16 protein-coding genes and 1 pseudogene are annotated in these 18,449 nt (G+C 55.5%); 10 read left to right on the forward strand and 7 right to left on the reverse strand.

The features are described 5' to 3' along the window. Positions 1-153: 153 nt before the first annotated feature. Positions 154-453, forward strand: coding sequence for a hypothetical protein (locus tag ACF0H7_RS09715; protein WP_397452544.1), 300 nt, complete (start codon positions 154-156; stop codon positions 451-453). 12 nt (positions 454-465) lie between these two features. Then, entirely contained in the window at positions 466-1,260 is a 795-nt protein-coding gene (locus ACF0H7_RS09720) for a DNA adenine methylase (protein ID WP_397452545.1), read from the forward strand. Between the two features lie 216 nt (positions 1,261-1,476). Here ACF0H7_RS09720 and ACF0H7_RS09725 read toward each other — a convergent pair whose 3' ends face one another. From ACF0H7_RS09725 to ACF0H7_RS09750, 6 genes and pseudogenes are all read right to left on the reverse strand, one after another. Then, the gene (locus tag ACF0H7_RS09725) at positions 1,477-2,667 is read right to left on the reverse strand and encodes a hypothetical protein (protein ID WP_397452546.1); all 1,191 of its coding nucleotides are present in this window, start codon (positions 2,665-2,667) and stop codon (positions 1,477-1,479) included. An 860-nt stretch (positions 2,668-3,527) separates the two neighbouring features. After that, the gene (locus ACF0H7_RS09730; protein ID WP_397452547.1) at positions 3,528-4,199 is read right to left on the reverse strand and encodes a hypothetical protein; all 672 of its coding nucleotides are present in this window, start codon (positions 4,197-4,199) and stop codon (positions 3,528-3,530) included. A 265-nt stretch (positions 4,200-4,464) separates the two neighbouring features. Beyond that, positions 4,465-5,118, reverse strand: a complete 654-nt coding sequence (locus ACF0H7_RS09735; protein ID WP_397452548.1) for a hypothetical protein — start codon at positions 5,116-5,118, stop codon at positions 4,465-4,467. A gap of 174 nt (positions 5,119-5,292) precedes the next feature. Further along, positions 5,293-5,664 (reverse strand): type II toxin-antitoxin system HigA family antitoxin, encoded by a 372-nt coding sequence (locus ACF0H7_RS09740; protein WP_397452549.1) that lies wholly within the window; start codon positions 5,662-5,664, stop codon positions 5,293-5,295. Positions 5,665-5,669: 5 nt separating this feature from the next. After that, positions 5,670-5,972 carry a type II toxin-antitoxin system HigB family toxin gene (locus ACF0H7_RS09745; protein WP_397452550.1) on the reverse strand — a complete coding sequence of 101 codons (303 nt, stop codon included), beginning with the start codon at positions 5,970-5,972 and terminating at the stop codon, positions 5,670-5,672. Between the two features lie 387 nt (positions 5,973-6,359). Beyond that, positions 6,360-6,632, reverse strand: a pseudogene (locus ACF0H7_RS09750) (integrase); the annotation flags it as partial. Between the two features lie 227 nt (positions 6,633-6,859). Here ACF0H7_RS09750 and ACF0H7_RS09755 point away from each other — a divergent pair. From ACF0H7_RS09755 to hisD, 7 genes are all read left to right on the forward strand, one after another. Then, positions 6,860-8,632 carry a thiamine pyrophosphate-binding protein gene (locus ACF0H7_RS09755; protein WP_397452551.1) on the forward strand — a complete coding sequence of 591 codons (1,773 nt, stop codon included), beginning with the start codon at positions 6,860-6,862 and terminating at the stop codon, positions 8,630-8,632. 31 nt (positions 8,633-8,663) lie between these two features. After that, on the forward strand, positions 8,664-9,596 hold the full coding sequence (locus ACF0H7_RS09760) for a carbohydrate ABC transporter permease (RefSeq protein WP_397452552.1): 933 nt from the start codon (positions 8,664-8,666) through the stop codon (positions 9,594-9,596). After that, the gene (locus ACF0H7_RS09765; RefSeq protein WP_397452553.1) at positions 9,571-10,488 is read left to right on the forward strand and encodes a carbohydrate ABC transporter permease; all 918 of its coding nucleotides are present in this window, start codon (positions 9,571-9,573) and stop codon (positions 10,486-10,488) included. The genes ACF0H7_RS09760 and ACF0H7_RS09765 overlap by 26 nt, the downstream gene beginning before the upstream one ends. 6 nt (positions 10,489-10,494) lie before the next feature. After that, positions 10,495-11,598 (forward strand): ABC transporter ATP-binding protein, encoded by a 1,104-nt coding sequence (locus ACF0H7_RS09770; RefSeq protein ID WP_397452554.1) that lies wholly within the window; start codon positions 10,495-10,497, stop codon positions 11,596-11,598. A 162-nt stretch (positions 11,599-11,760) separates the two neighbouring features. Further along, positions 11,761-13,056, forward strand: coding sequence for an ABC transporter substrate-binding protein (locus ACF0H7_RS09775; protein ID WP_397452555.1), 1,296 nt, complete (start codon positions 11,761-11,763; stop codon positions 13,054-13,056). Positions 13,057-13,164: 108 nt separating this feature from the next. Then, the gene (locus tag ACF0H7_RS09780; protein ID WP_397452556.1) at positions 13,165-14,829 is read left to right on the forward strand and encodes a GMC family oxidoreductase; all 1,665 of its coding nucleotides are present in this window, start codon (positions 13,165-13,167) and stop codon (positions 14,827-14,829) included. A gap of 159 nt (positions 14,830-14,988) precedes the next feature. Next, positions 14,989-16,296 (forward strand): histidinol dehydrogenase, encoded by a 1,308-nt coding sequence (gene hisD / locus ACF0H7_RS09785; protein ID WP_397452557.1) that lies wholly within the window; start codon positions 14,989-14,991, stop codon positions 16,294-16,296. Positions 16,297-16,370: 74 nt separating this feature from the next. On the opposite strand, the gene ACF0H7_RS09790 is transcribed toward hisD, so the two are convergent. Then, complete coding sequence (locus tag ACF0H7_RS09790) at positions 16,371-17,237, reverse strand: helix-turn-helix transcriptional regulator (protein ID WP_397452558.1); 867 nt, start codon at positions 17,235-17,237, stop codon at positions 16,371-16,373. 396 nt (positions 17,238-17,633) lie between these two features. On the opposite strand from ACF0H7_RS09790, the gene ACF0H7_RS09795 reads away from it, so the two are divergent. Then, positions 17,634-18,419 carry an IclR family transcriptional regulator gene (locus tag ACF0H7_RS09795; RefSeq protein WP_397452559.1) on the forward strand — a complete coding sequence of 262 codons (786 nt, stop codon included), beginning with the start codon at positions 17,634-17,636 and terminating at the stop codon, positions 18,417-18,419. Positions 18,420-18,449: the final 30 nt, after the last annotated feature.

Raw genomic sequence — 18,449 nt, forward strand, 5'->3', positions numbered from 1 at the left:
TGACAGCGGTACTGGTCGGTGATTAACCCAAAGACTCAAGTCAGATTGTTCGACACATCAGGTGGGAGGCGACGAGGTCGGACTGCAGGAAAGCATTGATTACTTGAGCACTCACGCTCAGAGAAGCATGGCCAATTGTAGGGGGAAGAACACATGCCAGACTTCACCGACAGCACCATACCGCCGCAAAAGACACTCCGTATGGAGTACACACCTGAGAACGTCCTGAAATTTGATCCCGAGGTGGACCCTGACTGTCTGGACGACGTCATCCTCTGCCAACTGCATCGAGCGGGAGCGGTCGTCGACATACTCCTGGCAGACATCATCGAAAGCAGCGAGTTTTCTGTTTCGATCAACGTCGTTCGCGATCTGCTGTGGTTGTTGCAGGGGCAGTTCACCGAAATGAAAACCATCGTCAGCGATTACAACGCTGCCGGGAGGAACGCATGAGGGGACCGCTGAATGAGTAACCCCATCATCCCGTGGATGGGCGGAAAACGCCGCCTGGCCGACCGCCTTATCCCTCTCTTTCCACCCCATGAATGCTACGTCGAAGTCTTCGCCGGCGGAGCTGCGCTCTACTTCATGCGGCCGCAACCAGCGCCTGTCGAGGTGCTCAACGACATCAACGGCGACCTGGTGACTTTGTACCGTGTTGTGCAAAACCACCTGGAGGAATTCGTGCGCCAATTCAAATGGGCGCTCAGCTCTCGCCAGATCTTCGAATGGCAGAAGATGACCCACCCCGACACCCTCACCGACATCCAACGCGCGGCCCGTTTTTTCTACCTGCAGCAGCATGCCTTTGGTGGCAAGGTTTCGGGTCAGAGTTTCGGTACCGCCACCACCGGACCGGCCATCAACCTGCTGCGAATCGAAGAAAACCTGTGCGCCGCTTGGCAGCGGCTGGCCGGCACTTATGTGGAAAACCTACCCTGGTTGAAATGCGCGGAGAAATACGACCGTGCCCACACGTTTCACTACATGGACCCGCCGTACTGGCAAACCGAAGGGTATGGCGTCGGTTTTGGGTTCGAGCAGTACGAGCTGATGGCCGACTTCATGCGGCGATGCAAAGGCAAGGTGATGGTTAGCATCAACGATCATCCCGACATTCGCAGGGCGTTTGAGGGGTTTCACTTTGAAAAGCTGGATATCCGTTATTGCAACACCAATCAGCGACAGGGAAAGGTTGAAGTCAGCGGGGAGCTTGTGATCATGAACTGGGAGCCCGCAGCGTTGGGTGGGCTGTTCTAGGAGCAATCTGCCTCCAAAATGTTCGGCGCTCCGGTTTCACTGACTTGCTAATGGTGGACCGGAGTTATCAAGGCTGGCCCCTGATTACGCACATTCCCCACGGCCTTATCGACTGCGCAACACCGACGTCGGCGAAGTCTGGGGTGTAGGCCGTTGCATTCGATCTGACAGGCCATTTGCATCGAATCGGTGAAGCAAGTGTAGCTTGGGTAACCATTAATCTTTTTGTTTCAGTTTTTCTACGAGAGCTGCTGCCCCTTTTGCTATATCGGTTACCCCTTGTCTTTCAATTTTTGCACGCTCCAAGTCGACCGTGCTTTGACCTTTTTCAAGGATATGATTTCGCTCAGTTTCCACTAATGCTCCAATCGCCTTGTTCAGGCTCGTTGGCGAGTCAACGGCCAGTGCGATACGCAAAGCGAGGCTTTTCGCTTCTATGTTGGTTATCTCGTTTTGAAAATATTTAATTTCACTCAGGCTTGCTTTGTACAGTCTCAAAAAGAAATACGCAAAAAGCTCGATAAGCAACACAAAACTCAGTCGTGGCAGAAATGCAATTGTAAAAATAATGGCTTCTTTGATTTCAATATTTTGCTCGCTAGGCGATGCTTGCTCCACTACGGCCCTGACAAGGTCTGCCGATGACGTGTCTTTGAAAAAATACAATGCCAATACTGTCAGCCCGAGGCCCGAAACTAACATCCCTAGGATAAGATTGAAATTGCTCCGCCAACCTAGGCTCTCAATTTCTTTAAGCAGCCGTTGTCTTGCCTGTTCGAAGCCTTGGAGTACGGCTGCTTCGCTGGTGGCAATGATGCTTGCTTTTCGCGCCTGCGCGAGGAGATCTGCCCAAACAACCTCGTTTGGATCCTTTCTTGCTTGGTCCAAAAATGCCGCAACTAATTGGTCATAGTCTGAAAGGCCGCTGATGCGGGAAGCACTGGAATGCAGGCCTGTTGCGAAAACGGAAGTCTGCTGCTCCGACATCGACTCAGTAACATTCCCAAGTGATGAGTCAGCGGAAGTTGCCGGAGGCGCTGATCCGATTGAATCACTAGTATAAAAATCAAGTTCATTAACGCTGAACTTGAATCCGGTCTGAAGATATATCATGGCGACACTGGCAAGGGCCATAGTAATAAGCATAGGTCCCAACAGAGGAACGAGCTCTAGATCATAACTAGGAAGGAAGGGTTTAATCCAATTGACGTAACTTGGATTAAGCTGAATGAGAACTCCAAGAAGCAGTAATAAACCTGTAAACACTACGTTAAGCCACCGTCTCCGCGCTTTTATCTCAGCTCTATACGATGTGATCCTACCGATATCTGATGGCACTGTAGCCGCTGAGCGAGTGCCTTTGTCGATTGTCGCTTGTTGATCGAGAGGATGGTTTGTTTTCGGCATTTTTGTGACCTCAAGCATAGTCGGTCAGTGACGGTACAAACACCGCAGATTTTCTTAGTTTAGCCGTCAAATCGCAATTTTCAGTTGAAGGCTGGGAAAAAGGTAATTTTAGAAATTGGCTGGAAATAAGGGGGCTGCAGCACTTATTTTTCGCGGCCTTGAGCAATTATCAAAGAGGGTAATTTGGGGTAATTGAAAAGGTAATACTTTACTAACTATATGATTTTAAAGGGTTTTAAAGGGTTTTTAAGAGTGAGGATCTAACAATCTTGAAAGGTAACCAAATTACTAGAAAATCACCCTATTATTATCTTTAACAATCAATCTCAATCAATTGATTTTAAATGATTTTAATACAGCCAAGAAATCAAATTACCAAAATTACCTTTTCCCCCATGGGTCAACGTAAAACGAGGGTGTGCATAGGCAGGGGTGGCCAATAGCGTGACAGGCGAATTCCAAGTAACTGTCACCGAAACGGTCACCAGCTTAGACTGACGCTACCTCGATACCGCTGGAGGCCCTGAAAATAGTGGAGCGGGGTAAAGGGAATTGAACCCTCGTTATCAGCTTGGGAAGCTGGATTCTCGCGAAGGTCGATCGAGTTTGATATCCGTCTAGCCTTCCCATCTTTCAGTCGGCTCGGGCAGTCCATTTCGATGAAGGGGCGGCTGGGCTTCATAGAATACCTTCCACCGTATATCCCAAGTCGGTATCTCTTCACAATTTGGCCATACAGCCGGATCCTGGGGGCCTGCAAAGTAGCTGATTATATTTGATTGTGTTTCGTCGGAGAATTGAACGTAAGGCATAGGGTACTCAAAGTGTGTTTGTTGGTTTCAATTATGTAATTGTTCTTATCATTTGGCGATTAGGAGTATAAGAAGTTTTGATACGCAAATAATCAAGCCGGTGCTTGCGATAATGAATGGTGCTAGAACGTCGACAGCAGCTTTCGAGAAAGTTGCAGTGCGTATAGTTGACGCTATAAATATTTTCATTCTTTCATGTCGCGATAGGGTGAAGTCATAAAGATTTGTGCCTGCCATTGAGCTGTACTCTTCGCCATTTTTGCCGAGTACTTTGTATGACAGGGAAATAGCTCCTGCAGCACAGCTACTGTCTAAAGAGCTTACGCGAATCTTGAACATGGGGTTTTTGAAGGGGAAAAGGTCAGCTGCACTATCTGGGATTAGTTGGGGCAACCATGTAGGGAGTAAACCAGTTTTAAAATAAATTCGCATACGTTTGTTTAATGTTCGGTATGCATTTCTGATTCGCAGAGTTTGGTGCTCTACTTTCATCAGCTTAAAGTCGGATTTTACCTGGTCAGAATAGATGTGCCGTAGAGAAAAATATACTAAAGCTACTAGTAGTGAAATCCATATTTTAATTGGGGTTATGTTTCCGATATCAATAAAGCCGAATACTGTTTCTGATACTTTAATTTTTAAGTCAAATATCCACGTGCTTAATATTAGGGTGCCGATAAACATGACATTTCTTCGCAGCTTTTCTGGTAAATCTTCCATTGTATGCTCCTGAAAAATAAAGTGTTTGCTGCCAACATGGTTCTGTCAGTAGGTATTCTGCAGCATAGCTTCTGGTCGTTCAAACTAATCTTGGGGCAGTCCATCAAGACGATCGACTATGAGGGCTGAAATTTATGTTACTTTTATTTGGATTCCTTGGCTGGCGCTTGGTCGCAATTTAGAGGCGGGTATTTTTCCTCGATGTTTGCGTTAGTGTCTAGGGTTTGGAAGCGATTGGGTTTGTGATCTTTGCCTGTTATAAGTGTTAGCTTTCGTCACCTAGTAATTTGCGGAATTCATCTTCTAGTTCTAACAAGGCATCTCTTGCTTCAGTGTTTACACGATCGAAAATATTCACCCAATTTTGGTAAGTGTTGTTATCTTTGTTTGGTATGAGTTCAACGGTATATAAAAATTCGTTATAAATTTTTATAAAATTTCTGTCTAGGGTTTCTAGTTTTTTTGCGGTTTCTTTGGGGATGAATACCAGTCGCTTGGCATAGAAATTACGAAAATTATTTAGTGCGTCAACAGTAGCGTCTCTTCGTTGTGCCTTCGGAATGTCGCCTGCCGACTCGAATAATTTCACATAATTGCTGAGCGTGGCGAGCAGTTCTCTCAGCAAGGAATACGTTTCAGCAAGGACTTCAGCACGTTTTTCGTGGAGCCGAGAGAACCTAACTTCATGCTCAGTCGCGGTTATATTGAGCTGCGCTCTTAGTTTCTCAATTTCGATCTCGGATTGAGCTTTAAGTTGAGCCTTGTGAGTCTCAAGCTTTTGATCATACTCATTTTTTATAGCATTTTTAAGGCGTTCAGTTATCAGTGACTTTGAGAGCCAGATTAAGGCTGTTGTCAGTAATGCACTCACCGACGCAGATGCTATGAGTTGCACAATGATTTCGATTATTCCGTTCAAAAAAACTCCTGAGTATTTCAGATGCTAAGGGCGGTCGTATCGGAAAGCGGTAGATCCCTTATAGACGCACAAAAAGCACGCCGGCAGGGGGCAGCGTTTAGAGCACCCCATCCATCATAGGTCCTATACAGAGCACAGAGTCTGTCGTCGACCAGAGCAATACGAGACGCTTGATCAAGCCAGCTTAACTGGCTTGATCAAGCTCTCAGCCGGAATCCCAAACATCTCATGCAGCTTCCAAATCATCGGAAGAGTAAGGGCTCGCTTGCCGTTCATCACTTCATAAACCCGATTCGGTCTCCCGATAGCTGGCACTAGGTCGGCAACGGACAAGCCGGATTGCTCCATCCTGAACCTGATGGCATCAATTGGGTTTGGCAGGTCAACCGGGAAGTGCTTCGACTCGTAGGCTTCGATCAGGGTGATCATGACATCGAAATGATCGCCTTCCGGGGTTCCAGGTTCAGGCTCGTTGTCGAACAGTGCAGAGATGGCCTTGAGGGCGTCCTGGTAGTCCTGTTCTGTGTGGATAGGGCGAATGTTCATGGTGATTACTCCATTTCTACCGTGTCGGCATCGATCACGTCGTACTGTTTGTGGGTGCCGACGAACTTGATATAGAGGGCGCCATAGCGATAGGCGACAGCAACCACGAGCCGGTAATCGTTACCCTTGATGTTGAACACGACCCGGCGACTCTTGAGAATACTGGCGTTGCGAAACTGTGCCTTGATGTCGGCAGGGTTCGACCAGCTAGCTTTCTTCGCTTCATCAAGCCAGGCGAGGAAGGATTGCTCAGATTCTGGGTACTTTTCCCAGAAGGTTTTCAGTTGGCTGATGGCGATAATTCTCATGGGAATATCGTAGTCCCAAGGTGGGACTTTTGCAAGCCGGGGCACTTAGATGGAGGAAAGGTATCGGGGGCGGGGCTGGGGGAAATCAGTTCCGCAATGATTCTGCCGACCCACATAATACGTGGCTTTCAGAGGGTCGAAAATTTCCTATGTGCGGAACGGAATATTACCTAACGTATTGAAACGTATAGATAAGTTCATGGACTTGAAAACTGCCGACTGTAACAGGTCCTAGAGTTCGAATCTCTACGCCTCCGCCATATTTAGAACGCCAAAGCCCTGATTATTCAGGGCTTTTTCGTTTCTGGGGTTTGTAGGTTTTGACCCTTCGAAAGGCCGGCCGTTCCGCAACTTTCCTTAGCGTTCCGCAACTCAGGGTCAACATCGTCACGTTGTCGGTGTCACGATCTCTCCCGCGCGGCGGTAGACAGTTTTGGTGATCCGCTTGTCGGTGTGTCCCAAAAGTCGACTGGCCTGCGCCAAATCGACAATCTCGCTTGCGGCCTTGGGTCGAATATCCCTGAATTGAATAGCCTTGACGCCGTCTGCCAGAACGGAATCTTGATTCGCCCGTGAAATATCAGCGGCCTTCCTTCGTACATCATCGAACCTGACGAAGCATGCCTTTGGGGCTTTCAGCTTGATCATGTTGCGGGTTACCCATGGAGGAAATGCGCTATGAAATAGCGTTGGTCGGGGGATAGAACTGACGGTTTGTCCAGGTCGCAGTCGGCCATGCGGCAGGTATGCGTCAAAGTGCGTCGCTTTTCGCGGCCCTGCGAAATTGAGTGCCAGGTACCAGCAGCGAATACTCGAGCACAACGGCAAGCCAGTCGACCATGAGTCTTTCATCATCGGCTGTAGCCTTCGTCAGATTGGAGTTCACTGTGAAGCTCACCGGCGGCCAAATCGTAGCGAAAGCGCTCAAGGCACATGGCGTGCAGTACGTCGCAGGCATCCCCGGATACGGTTCGTGGGCGATGGTCGATGCGTTGCTTGCACCGGGGACGGAAATTCCGTTTATCCAGGTGATGCAGGAGCAAAGCGCAGTCCATATGGCCGATGGTTACTTTCGTGCCTGCGGCCGGCCAATGGCGGCCTTGCTGCCGACGGCGATCGGTGTGTCCAAGGCGCTCGGCAGCTTGGCCACGGCCTTTGCAGATTCGACGGCCGCACTGGTCATCAGTGGTGGGCAACTGTCTCATCTGCCCCAGTCCCTGTCGGCAGACGCTTCCGTTCGGGGCCCCCATAGCGGCCAGTCGCTGGGTGCAATCAAGGCTCAGCTACAGGCATCGACCATCGAAAATCTGCCTGCGCTCATGCATCAGGCGTTCAATACCATGCTCAGTGGGCGCCCAGGTCCGGTGAGTGTCGAGGTGCCGATCGCGATTCAGGTGGCGGCCGCACAGGTCCGTTTCGATCCCCCCAACACCCGCATGCCTACCGGCCGAATCGCCGCGCAAAAAGACCAGATCGAGCGCGCGTTGCAGTTATTGGTCAAGGCCAGGCGCCCGGTGATTCTTGCCGGCGGCGGGGTGATCGCGGCCGAGGCTTCTCTGGAACTGACGGCTCTGGCTGAAAGCCTCTGCGCTCCAGTGGTCACCACCACCAACGGCAAGGGCGCCATTGCTGAGGATCACCTGCTCAGCGCCGGCCCGATCGGCCGATCGGGCAGCCCGTGTGCCAATCAGTTGCTGGCCACGGCCGATGTGGTACTGGCGGTGGGCAGCCGATTGGCCAATACCCTGCAAGAAGGCTGGGGGGGCGGGGCGGTGTCGGCATTGGCCCATGTTCAGTTGATCCAGGTTGATGTGGATGCACATGAAATCGGTCGCAACCATCGGGTGGAAGTGGGCATCACCGCCGATGCGCGCAACGTGCTGGCAGACCTGGTGGCAGCGCTGTCACCGCAGCAGTGCCAAGGTTTCTCCCAGGCCCGATCAGCCTACCTGGAAGAACTCGGCACCCTGCGCGAGTCCTGGGAAGCCCGCCTGGAGGTGGACCGCAACAACGATGCGTCACCTTTTATCGTGCAGCGCCCGCTGGCCGAGTTGCGCCGAGTGCTTGAGCGCGACGCCATCCTGGTGGTCGGCGCGGGCAGTGTCCAGGTAGCCGTGAGACAAATGTTTGCGGTGTATCTGCCGCGTACCCACCTGTGCTCCGGCAGCTTTGGCTCCCTGGGCTGGGCGGTGCCTGCGGCCATCGGTGCGAAGCTGGCCATGCCAGCGCGCCAAGTGGTCTGCGTGGTGGGGGACGGTGACTTCCTGCAATCCATGCAGGAGATGGCCGTGTGTGTGATGCACACCATTCCAGTGGTGTTTGTGGTGTTCAACAACAGTGGATACGTGTCGCTCAGAGATGGCCAGGCTGAGGTCTTCGGCCGTCACCTGGGCAGTGAGTTCAACCTGCCGGATGGTAAACCCTACTCTCCGGATTTTGCCGAAGTGGCCAAGCATTTCGGCCTCGAGGCGTGGCGAGTCGAGCATGCCTCCCAGTTGCAATCGACCTTGCAAAAAGCCGTGAACAGCAAGGGCCCGGCACTGGTGGAAATCATGACAACAAGAGGCAGCGCAGGGGCGGTCCATCAAGGCAGCCTGCATTTTCCTGCGCCTGTGTACGACGGTGAGTCGGCCGGTGCCGGTAGCACCGCAGGCCGATAAAACTGACTGGTTATGTATGAGGAGAATCATCGTGAACACAACAACAATAACCCCGCCCGACCCGGCAGCTTCTCCACCCAAGCCGAAGCGATTTCGCCTGAGCCCCGCAGCGCTGACGATCACCCCTACCTTCATTCTGGTCGCGATCAGCGTCTACGGTTTCATCGGTTGGTCGACGGTGATTTCGTTCACCGATTCAAGGTTCTTCCCCAAGTACGACTTTGTTGGGCTGGCCCAGTATTACCGGCTGTGGGAGTCTGACCGCTGGAACACTTCGGTGATCAACCTGGTGCTGTTTTCCGTGGGGTTTGCAGTGATTTCACTGCTGCTGGGCTTGATCATCGCGATCTTCCTGGACCAGAAAGTGCGTGCCGAAGGCGCGTTGCGAATGATCTACCTCTACCCCATGGCCATCTCCCTGATCGTGACCGGTATCGCCTGGAAGTGGATTCTCAACCCAGGCACCGGCATCGAGCATCTGCTCAAGAGTTGGGGCTTCGAGAATGCCAGTTTCAACTGGCTGGTCGATCCGAGTATGGCGGTTTATACGCTGGTCATTGCGGCAGTCTGGCAAACGGCGGGCTTCGTCATGGCGATCTTCCTGGCCGGGCTGCGAGGAGTGGACGCCGAGATCGTCAAGGCGGCACAGCTGGAAGGGGCGGGGGCCTTCCGGATCTATACCCAGATCATTATTCCGATGCTGCGCAATTCGATGTTCTCCGCGATCGTGATCCTGGTCTATCAGGCCGTGCGCTCGTTCGACCTGGTCGTGGCGTTGACCAATGGCGGGCCTGGCTACTCCAGCGATCTGCCGACCACCTTCATGTACAACTCCACCTTTCTGCGCGGGCAGATGGCACAGGGCTCGGCGAGCGCCGTAATGATCCTGTTGGTTGTTGTCGCCATCGTCGTGCCTTACCTGTATGGGGAGTTCAAACGTGAACACAATGACAGCCATCACTGAAAGCGCCACTGGCATTGATACTCGTGCCTTGCGCCGCAACCTGATCACCCTGGTACGGCGCCTGGCCTTGTACGCCGCACTCATCGGCTTCGCGGCGTTCTTCCTGATGCCGTTGGTGGTCATGGTGTTCGCCTCGTTCAAGGACATGGACGCGATTGCGCACACCTCGATCCTTTCGTTCCCCACCCATCCCACCGTCCAGCCCTGGGTCGACGCCTGGTCCAGTGCGTGCGTGGGCACCAGTTGTGTCGGTTTGCGCGGGTTCTACTGGAACACCATTTTGATGGTCGTTCCGGCCGTGGTGATCTCCTCCCTGATTGGCGCGGTGAATGGCTATGCCCTGTCGAAGTTCAGTTTTCGCGGCGCCAATCTGGTGTACGGGCTGATTCTGTTCGGCACCTTTGCCCCCTATCAGGTGATGCTGATCCCGATCGCCAAAATGCTCGCACTCTTCGGTCTGTCCAACGGTATCGGCGGTCTGATTCTGCTGCACACCCTCTATGGCTTGCCGATGACCACGATGTTCTTCCGCAACTATTTCATGACGGTGCCGCAGGATTTGATCAAGGCCGCGCAGGTCGATGGCGCGGGATTCTGGACAACGTTTCTGCTGATCATTCTGCCTATGTCCACGCCGATGATCGTGGTGACGGTGATCTGGCAGTTCACCGGGATCTGGAACGACTTTCTGTTCGGCGTCTCTTTCACCAGTGGTTCCAGCACACCGATCATGGTCGCGCTCAACAATCTGGTCAGCTCCAGTGCCGGTGAGCGCCCCTACAACATCCATATGGCGGGTGCGCTGCTGTCGGCGCTGCCGACCTTGGTCGTCTACGTCCTGGCGGGCAAATATTTCGTGCGCGGTCTGATGGCCGGCGCGGTCAAGGGGTAAACACAAATGGCATCTTTGAACATTCGCAATGTGGAAAAACACTACGGTGATTTGAGGACGCTCAAAGGCGTCAACATCGATGTGGAGGATGGCGAGTTCCTGGTATTGCTGGGGCCTTCGGGCTGCGGCAAATCAACCTTGCTCAGCGCGATTGCCGGGCTTGCGCCGGTGAGCAGCGGGCAGATCGTGATCGATGGCGTGGTGGTCAATGACATCGAATCGGCTAAGCGAGACATCGCCATGGTCTTCCAGTCCTATGCCTTGTATCCGACGATGACCGTGCGCCGCAACCTCACCTTTGGCATGCGCGTGCGGGGTGCCTCGCGCCAGCAGCAGGACGAGGCGGTCAAGCGGGTCGCCGGCATTCTGCAACTCGATCAGTTGCTCGACCGCAAGCCGTCGCAACTCTCCGGCGGTCAGCGCCAGCGGGTGGCGATGGGCCGGGCTATGGTCCGTCAGCCGAAGATTTTCCTGTTCGACGAACCCCTGTCGAACCTGGATGCCAAGCTACGCACCGACATGCGCGCCGAGATCAAGAAGCTTCACCTGCGGGAAAAGACCACCACGGTCTACGTGACCCATGACCAGATTGAAGCCATGACCCTGGCGACCAAGATTGTGGTGATGCAGGGCGGCGAAGTTCAACAGATCGGTTCGCCGCAGACCATTTACGAGCACCCAGAGAACCTCTTTGTGGCGCGCTTCATCGGCTCCCCGGCGATGAACTGCATCAATGGCACGCTGAAGCTCGAAGGCGCTGATGCGGTGTTCGTGGGCGGTGCCCAAGCCACCGCTGGCCTGCGTGTCAACTTGGGTGCGATCAGCGAGGGTTACCGGCCGTATGTCGGGAAGAAGGTCGTGCTGGGCGTGCGCCCTGAATGGCTGGCTCACTCCGCAGACACCACCTCGCCTGAGTTGATTCAGGCCGTGGTCGACGTAGTAGAGCCCACCGGCTCCGACAATTTCGTGATTCTGCTGGCCTGCGGTGAAACCCTGATGGCGCGGTTCGCTCCGGGGGTCGGAGTGACCGGCCAGCGGGTTGGCCTGGCGGTCGATTTGAGCAAGGCGTTGCTGTTCGACGCCACGACCGAACAACGCATCGCCCGCTAGCGTTGCACGCCACTTCTGACTGAAGAGCAAGCCACGAGCCGGTCCTCCTGGACCGGTTGCGAGAGCCTGTACCTGCTGTTTGCAAGTCCGGCGCCACGGCGCCTTTGCAAGAACTGCCTCGAAAAGGCTGAATCCTCCACCCCGCAACAGAAGAGAAACGTGATGAAAAGCAATAAAAACGTTCGGAGCACAGGGCAATTGGGTTTCAAATGTGGCGCGATCAGTGCCGTCGCATTGGCTGTGCTGTTGGGTTCAGGCATGGCATCGGCAGACCAGAAGGAAGTCGAGGTGGTTCACCCTTGGTCCTCGGCGGGGGAGGCGTACGCCCTGGACGCCCTCAAGGAAGCCGTGAAAAAGGCCGGCATTGGCTGGAAGGACTCGGCCATCGCCGGCAACGATGGTAATAACCAGCAGCAGGCCCTGCAAGCACGCCTGTCCGCAGGAACGGCCCCGGACGTGACGCAGACCGTGCCCAACCTGATGCATGCCTATGTCGACCAGGGCGTGCTGACCAACCTCGATGAGTACGCCAAGGAGCAGGGCTGGGATGCCAAGCTCTCGCCGGAAATGCGCAAGTGGGCGATGTATCAGGGCTCCTACTATGCCATCCCGTTGGACGAGCATCGTGAAAACATGATGTGGGCCAACAAGGCGTTGCTGGCCAAGTACGGCGGCAAGTTGCCCGAGAACTGGGACCAATTCAATGCCATCGCCGAACGGATGCAAAAGGACGGGGTCATCCCGGTGGCGTTGGGCGGGGAAGACTGGCAGGAAGGCCAGATGTTCAGCTCGGTGATCGTAGGCATCGGTGGCAAGGATTTTTACACCAAGGCGATTCTTGAGCATGATCCGGTGGCGATCAAGAGCGAGACCATGGTCAAGGTCTTCGATCAGTTCCGCAAGGTCATCAACTTCACGGACAAGAACCGTATCGGTCGCGACTGGAATGCCGCCACGCAAATGGTCATTGACGGCAAGGCCGGTTTTCAGTTTATCGGTGACTTTGCCAAAGGCGAGTTTTTGCGCGCCAAGATGAAGCCAGGTGAAGACTTCTTGTGTGCCGCGTCTCCAGGCAATGGCCGTGCGTTTGTATTTATCACGGATCAGTTGGCCTTCTTCAAGCAAAGCAGTGCCGAGCACCAGCAGATTCAGAAAACCTTTGCCAGTCTGGTACTCGATCCTGCGGTGCAGATCGAGTTCAACGCCCGTAAGGGCTCCATTCCAACCATCGCCGATGTGCCTGCCGACAAGTTCGACAGCTGTGCCCAGATCAACCTGACCGACCGCAAGGCCAATCAGGCCGATGGCGGGATGTTGCCCTCGTTTGTCGAGAACATTGGCCAGGACCGCGATGTACGCGGGGTGTTCCTGGACGTGATCACGCACTTTGCCAATACCCCTGGCATGACCTCGCGACAGGCAGCTGACCGCCTCGTGGCCGATCTGAAAAACATCTAGGTAACGTGCGGGCTGGACGAACATGAGTCGTCCAGCCCGCGGTCTGCCCGGACGGTATCCATCAGACACCACGCTGGCGCGTGGTGGCATCACGAAGGGAATGGCACGATGTTTAGCGCAACCTACGTCATTGTCGGTGGGGGAACCACCGGCTGTATCCTGGCTGCAAAGCTGTCGAAAAACCCGGAAGTCTCGGTGGTGCTGCTCGAAGAAGGGCCCCGCGATTCCAACCCCTATATTCGCTTTCCCGGCACCTACTACAAGACCTGTCAGGGCCCGCTGCTCAAGCGTTACCCATGGGATTCGCCGGCCGAGTTCGGCCGGGCCCCGGGGGATACGATGATTCAGGCGTGTGTGCTGGGGGGCGGCAGCTCCGTCAACGGCATGGTCTACGCCCGTGGCAACCCCACGGACTATGACGAATGGGCGCAGTCGGGCGCGACGGGCTGGGCATACGACGATGTGCTGCCTTATTACGTCCGTTCCGAAGACAACTCAGATTTCTGCAATGAGGCCCACGGTGTCGGCGGGCCGCTCGGTGTGTCGTTCAACAGTTCCGTCCACCCACTGACACGCAAATGGCTGCAGGCGTGCCAGCAGGCTGGTTTTCCCTTCAACCCTGACTTCAACTCGGGTACGCCGGACGGTTGCGGTTACTACCAGATTTCAAGCAGCAATGGGCGACGCTCAAGTTCTGCCAGTGCCTACCTGCACCCGGTCATGCAGCGCAAGAATCTAAAAGTGATTACCGGCGCCAGGGCCACCCGCATTGTCATTGAGCAGGGTCGTGCGACGGGCGTGGAGTACCAGCGGGGTGGCGAGGGCTTCATGGTCGCCGCAGAAAGTGAGGTCATTGTGTCTGCAGGTACGATCAACTCGCCGAAGCTGTTGATGTTATCGGGAGTCGGTGCGGCGGATGAGCTGGCCTCGCTGGGTTTGCCGGTACACGCCGACTTGCCCGGGGTAGGGCGTAATCTGCAGGACCACCTGGAGATGTCGCTGGTTTACCAGTTGAAGGGCGTCGACAGCTACGACAAGTTCAAGAAGCCCCAATGGAAAGCCTGGGCAGCGCTGCAATACCTGGTCGCGCGCAGTGGACCGATCGCCTCGAACCTCATCGAAGGCGGTCTGTTTGCGCGAGGTTCAAACGCGAACCAGCCAGCTGACTTGCAGTACTTTTTTATCGTGGGTGCCGGCATTGAGGAGGGCACCGACAGTGTCCCGGGCGGGACCGGCTGCACCCTCAATTTCGAACATGTGCGGCCTCGCTCTCGGGGGCACGTTTCACTGCGCAGTGCAGACCCCGCCGAGTTCCCGCGAATCATGCCCAACTACATGGCCGAACAGTACGACGTCGACCGGTTGTCCGAGGGCTACCTGATTGGGCAGGACATCATATCCCAGCCTGCCTTCAGCCAGTACGTGGCTCGTCAGCACTACCCCGGCGTGACCTTCAGCGACCGGGCCGCACTGGCGGCCTACTTGCGTCGCAACGCACGCGCTGCGTTGCACCCGGTGGGCACCTGCAAGATGGGCACCGACGCGATGAGCGTGGTAGACCCGCAGCTGCGCGTCGTGGGGATCGAAAACCTGCGGGTGGCGGATGCCTCGATCATGCCCAACATCGTGTCAGGCAACACCAACGCGGCCTGCACCATGATTGGTGAGCGAGCGGCAGACATCTTTCTCGGCCTTGCAGCGCTGGCACCGCGACGCCTATTGCCACAGCTGCGCGGTCTTGGTGCACAACCTGCGTCGAAGTGCGTCACATAGGCCCGGCCTGCGAAATTGAGTACTGAAGACCCCATACCGATACTCGCTACATCAGACGCTTCGACCAGTTCTTGCGCAATGACGCTGTGAATATGGTGGGCCGGTCGGCCCATGTGATCGCCTGAAGCGAAGTCATTTTCCGAGAACGAAGGAACCCCCATGGCGTACTACCTGAAAACTTCCACCACGCAACTGTCCGGCGAAGCCGATACCCACCAGGTGCGTCGTATTGTCGAGCAAATGATTTCCGACATCAGCGCTCGTGGCGACACTGCGGTACACGAATATTCGGACAAGTTCGACAAATGGAGCCCGGCCAGTTTTCGCCTGAGCCAGGAACAGATCGATGCCTGCCTGGCCGAACTGACGCCGCGGCAGATCGACGACATCAAGTTCGCTCAGCAGCAAGTGCGCAACTTCGCCCAGCACCAGCGCAACTCGATGCACGATGTCGAAGTGGAAACCTTGCCCGGTATTATCCTGGGCCACAAACACGTCCCTGTGGAAACCGTCGGCTGCTACATTCCTAGCGGCAAATACCCGCTGTTGGCCTCGGCGCACATGGGCATCATCACGGCCAAGGTAGCCGGCGTGAAAAAAGTCATCGCCACATCGCCGCCCTTCGAGGGGCGCCCAAGCGCACCGGTGATTGCCGCCATCTACCTGGCTGGCGCCGATGAGATCTATTGCCTGGGCGGTGTACAGGCGGTGGCTTCAATGGCCCTGGGCATCGGCGAGTTCCCCGCCGTGGACATGATCGTCGGGCCTGGCAACGCCTATGTGGCAGAAGCCAAGCGCCAACTGTTCGGCAAGATTGGTATCGATTTGATCGCCGGCCCCACCGAAACCATGGTGATTGCCGACGACAGTGTCGACGGTGAACTGGTGGCCACCGATCTGTTGGGTCAGGCCGAGCACGGGCCCACTTCGCCAGCGGTGCTGATCACCACGTCTCGCCAGTTGGGCGAGGACACCCTGTCTGAAATCGAACGCCTGCTGGGGTTGCTTGACACGGCCGACATCGCCCGCCAGGCCTGGGACAACCATGGCGAGATCATCATTTGCGAAAGTGATGAGGAAATGGTCATCGAAGCGGACAAGGTGGCTTCCGAGCACGTCCAGGTCATGACCCACGATCCGGATTACTTTCTCAAGCACCTGCAGAACTACGGCGCGTTGTTCCTCGGCGCGCGAACCAACGTCGCCTACGGTGACAAGGTGATCGGCACCAACCACACCTTGCCGACCTCCGGGGCTGCGCGTTATACCGGTGGCCTGTGGGTGGGCAAGTTCCTCAAGACCTGCACCTATCAGCGCATCCTCACCGATGAAGCCTCGGCGATGATCGGTGAGTACTGCTCACGCCTGAGTGTGCTTGAGAAGTTCACCGGTCACGCCGAGCAAGCCAACATCCGTGTGCGCCGCTACGGACATCGCGAAGTGCCGTTCGGGACTGCGGTCGAATAAGTCAGCTGGTTCACAAAAAAACGCCATCGATCAGGTCATGATCGATGGCGTTTTTTTTTGTGCGCGGGGAGGCGTCAGTCCTGACCGCCCCAAATGATCGATGAGTTGTCGCCGGTCATGTACTCGCGCACTTCAAGGGGCAACGACAGGTCGCTGGGCAGCAGCGCCGTGCCGTTGCGCAAGTGCTCTTTACGGATCATGCCCTTGCCGGCATAGCCCAGTGCCATTCGCGTCGAAAACGGCTGGCGGAAGGACGAGGAGGCAACGCCGGTGATCAGCCCGTAAAGAAAGCGGATAGGGCGGCGGTGTTGTGGGGTGAGAATCGAAAAAGTGATTTCGTTGCGTTGCTTGCCTTCGAAGTCGACCATGAACAGACGATCACCCAGCAGCAGGCAGAAGCCGTGGTAGGTGAACGAGTAACCGATCTTGCCACTGCCATCGAGCAGCGGAAAACGCTCTACGGTGGCGTACTGAACCATGGAGTCGGCGCGATACAGGCAGGTGACCGAACGCAGGATTCGTCCTTTGTAAATGGACGAATTGTGGTACCGGTAGTAAACCCCCAGGTAGTCTTCGAGCAGATCTGCGGAGTTTTTTGCCAAGGGCAGAAAGTGCGTGAATTGCGCCGAGGCTCGCAGACCGATTGGCAGTTCGTTCTCGAAACCTTCGTAGAACTTCTTGAAGTCGGCAGGTGGCCGAAACAGATCATCGGCCTCCATCATGAAATAGCGTGCGATCTTCTGCAGGATCTTCTGCGACGGCAAGTGCTGTCCGGCCAGGTACTTGTTGAACTGCTGGCGGTTGACGTCGACCTTACGGCACAGATCGGCCACGGAGCGGCAGGACTCCACCAGCGTGGCCAGGTTTTTTTGCACGTTGCCCTGCTGGTCGCTACGGGCTTGGTGACGCTCGCCATGTGACAGGGCGCTAGCATCAGACATGATTCCTCCTCAACAAAATAATACGAACCCCGTGGGCAGGATCCAGGCAGCGATCAAGCGGTCACCGATGATGGTGGGTGAGCGCTTTTGCGACGGGTGAGGCCCACGGTAATCGATTTCATAGCACATGCCATGCCATCGATAATGCCGCGCAAGGCCGGTGAAAACCCCGAATGTACGAGGGCGGTTGTGGCGACGCCCCGCAGTGAAGCGACATGACGCACCATAGCCTTTTTTTGAAAGCACCGGAGCAGACAAGGCAGGCCTGTCGGCGGGTATCCGTTACCGGCGCACCCAGGTGGGTGTGGGCTTGGTGGGTGCCGTTACACCCTGCGCGTTAGACATCCAGGCGTCACTGCGCAAGAATCAGCGCGACTTCAGTATTCAGGCGTCCCCATGAAAGAAAGTGCTGGCTCGCGGAACAAAGGCTCCTCCATCACGCGTGTGATGGAGATCATCGAAGCGGTCGCTCAGGCCAGCAGTGCTCCTTCGCCAGCGGATCTGGCGTTCATGCTGGATATCCCCAAGCCTAGCCTCCATCGTTTGCTTCAGCAGATTCAGGCCGAAGGTTTCCTGCAGACCAACCTGCGCGGGGCGATTGTGCCCAGCGAGCGCCTGCATCACATCGCCATGGGCGTGATCTATGCCAGCCGCTACAAGGCCCAGCGCCAGGCCATTCTCAGGCAACTGGCCGAGGAACTGGACGAAACCTGCGGCATCGCCATGCCTGACGGCATCGACATGGTGTACCACGATCGGGTCCAGAGCAGTTGGCCCTTGCAGTTGCACTTGCCGGTGGGCACCCATGTACCGATGTGGTGCACTGCGAGTGGCAAGCTGTACCTGAGCACCTTCTCCGAGAGCCGCCGCAGGCAGATCATCGAAAGCCTGTCGCTCAAGCGTATGGCTCGCAACACCCTCACCCAGGCCGAAGCGTTGGAGGCCCAGCTCAAGGCCATCCGCAAGAGCGAACTGGCGGTCGACAATGAAGAATTCGTCGACGGTATGGTGGCCTGCGCCGTGCCGATCAAGGACCGCAGCGGGCGACTCTTCGCCTGCTTGTACACCCATGCCCCGACCATACGCAAAAGTCTTGAGGAACTGTTGGCACTCGAGCCGCAGCTCAGACGCGCGGCATCCAGATTAGGCGAGCTGGTAGAAGAGCCTCCGTCTGAGACATAACCCACCGTCACGCCTCACTCCAAGCCATCG

The sequence above is a fragment of the Pseudomonas sp. NA-150 genome (genome assembly GCF_044336365.1).
Classification (GTDB): domain Bacteria; phylum Pseudomonadota; class Gammaproteobacteria; order Pseudomonadales; family Pseudomonadaceae; genus Aquipseudomonas.

Excerpts from the sequence above, each read along its gene's own strand:
- ACF0H7_RS09795 (WP_397452559.1), top strand. The coding sequence starts at position 17,634 with ATGAAAGAAAGTGCTGGCTCGCGGAACAAAGGCTCCTCCATCACGCGT.
- ACF0H7_RS09745 (WP_397452550.1), bottom strand. The coding sequence starts at position 5,972 with ATGAGAATTATCGCCATCAGCCAACTGAAAACCTTCTGGGAAAAGTAC.
- ACF0H7_RS09720 (WP_397452545.1), top strand. The coding sequence starts at position 466 with ATGAGTAACCCCATCATCCCGTGGATGGGCGGAAAACGCCGCCTGGCC.
- ACF0H7_RS09730 (WP_397452547.1), bottom strand. The coding sequence starts at position 4,199 with ATGGAAGATTTACCAGAAAAGCTGCGAAGAAATGTCATGTTTATCGGC.
- ACF0H7_RS09725 (WP_397452546.1), bottom strand. The coding sequence starts at position 2,667 with ATGCCGAAAACAAACCATCCTCTCGATCAACAAGCGACAATCGACAAA.
- ACF0H7_RS09740 (WP_397452549.1), bottom strand. The coding sequence starts at position 5,664 with ATGAACATTCGCCCTATCCACACAGAACAGGACTACCAGGACGCCCTC.
- ACF0H7_RS09715 (WP_397452544.1), top strand. The coding sequence starts at position 154 with ATGCCAGACTTCACCGACAGCACCATACCGCCGCAAAAGACACTCCGT.
- hisD (WP_397452557.1), top strand. The coding sequence starts at position 14,989 with ATGGCGTACTACCTGAAAACTTCCACCACGCAACTGTCCGGCGAAGCC.
- ACF0H7_RS09770 (WP_397452554.1), top strand. The coding sequence starts at position 10,495 with ATGGCATCTTTGAACATTCGCAATGTGGAAAAACACTACGGTGATTTG.
- ACF0H7_RS09780 (WP_397452556.1), top strand. The coding sequence starts at position 13,165 with ATGTTTAGCGCAACCTACGTCATTGTCGGTGGGGGAACCACCGGCTGT.
- ACF0H7_RS09790 (WP_397452558.1), bottom strand. The coding sequence starts at position 17,237 with ATGTCTGATGCTAGCGCCCTGTCACATGGCGAGCGTCACCAAGCCCGT.
- ACF0H7_RS09775 (WP_397452555.1), top strand. The coding sequence starts at position 11,761 with ATGAAAAGCAATAAAAACGTTCGGAGCACAGGGCAATTGGGTTTCAAA.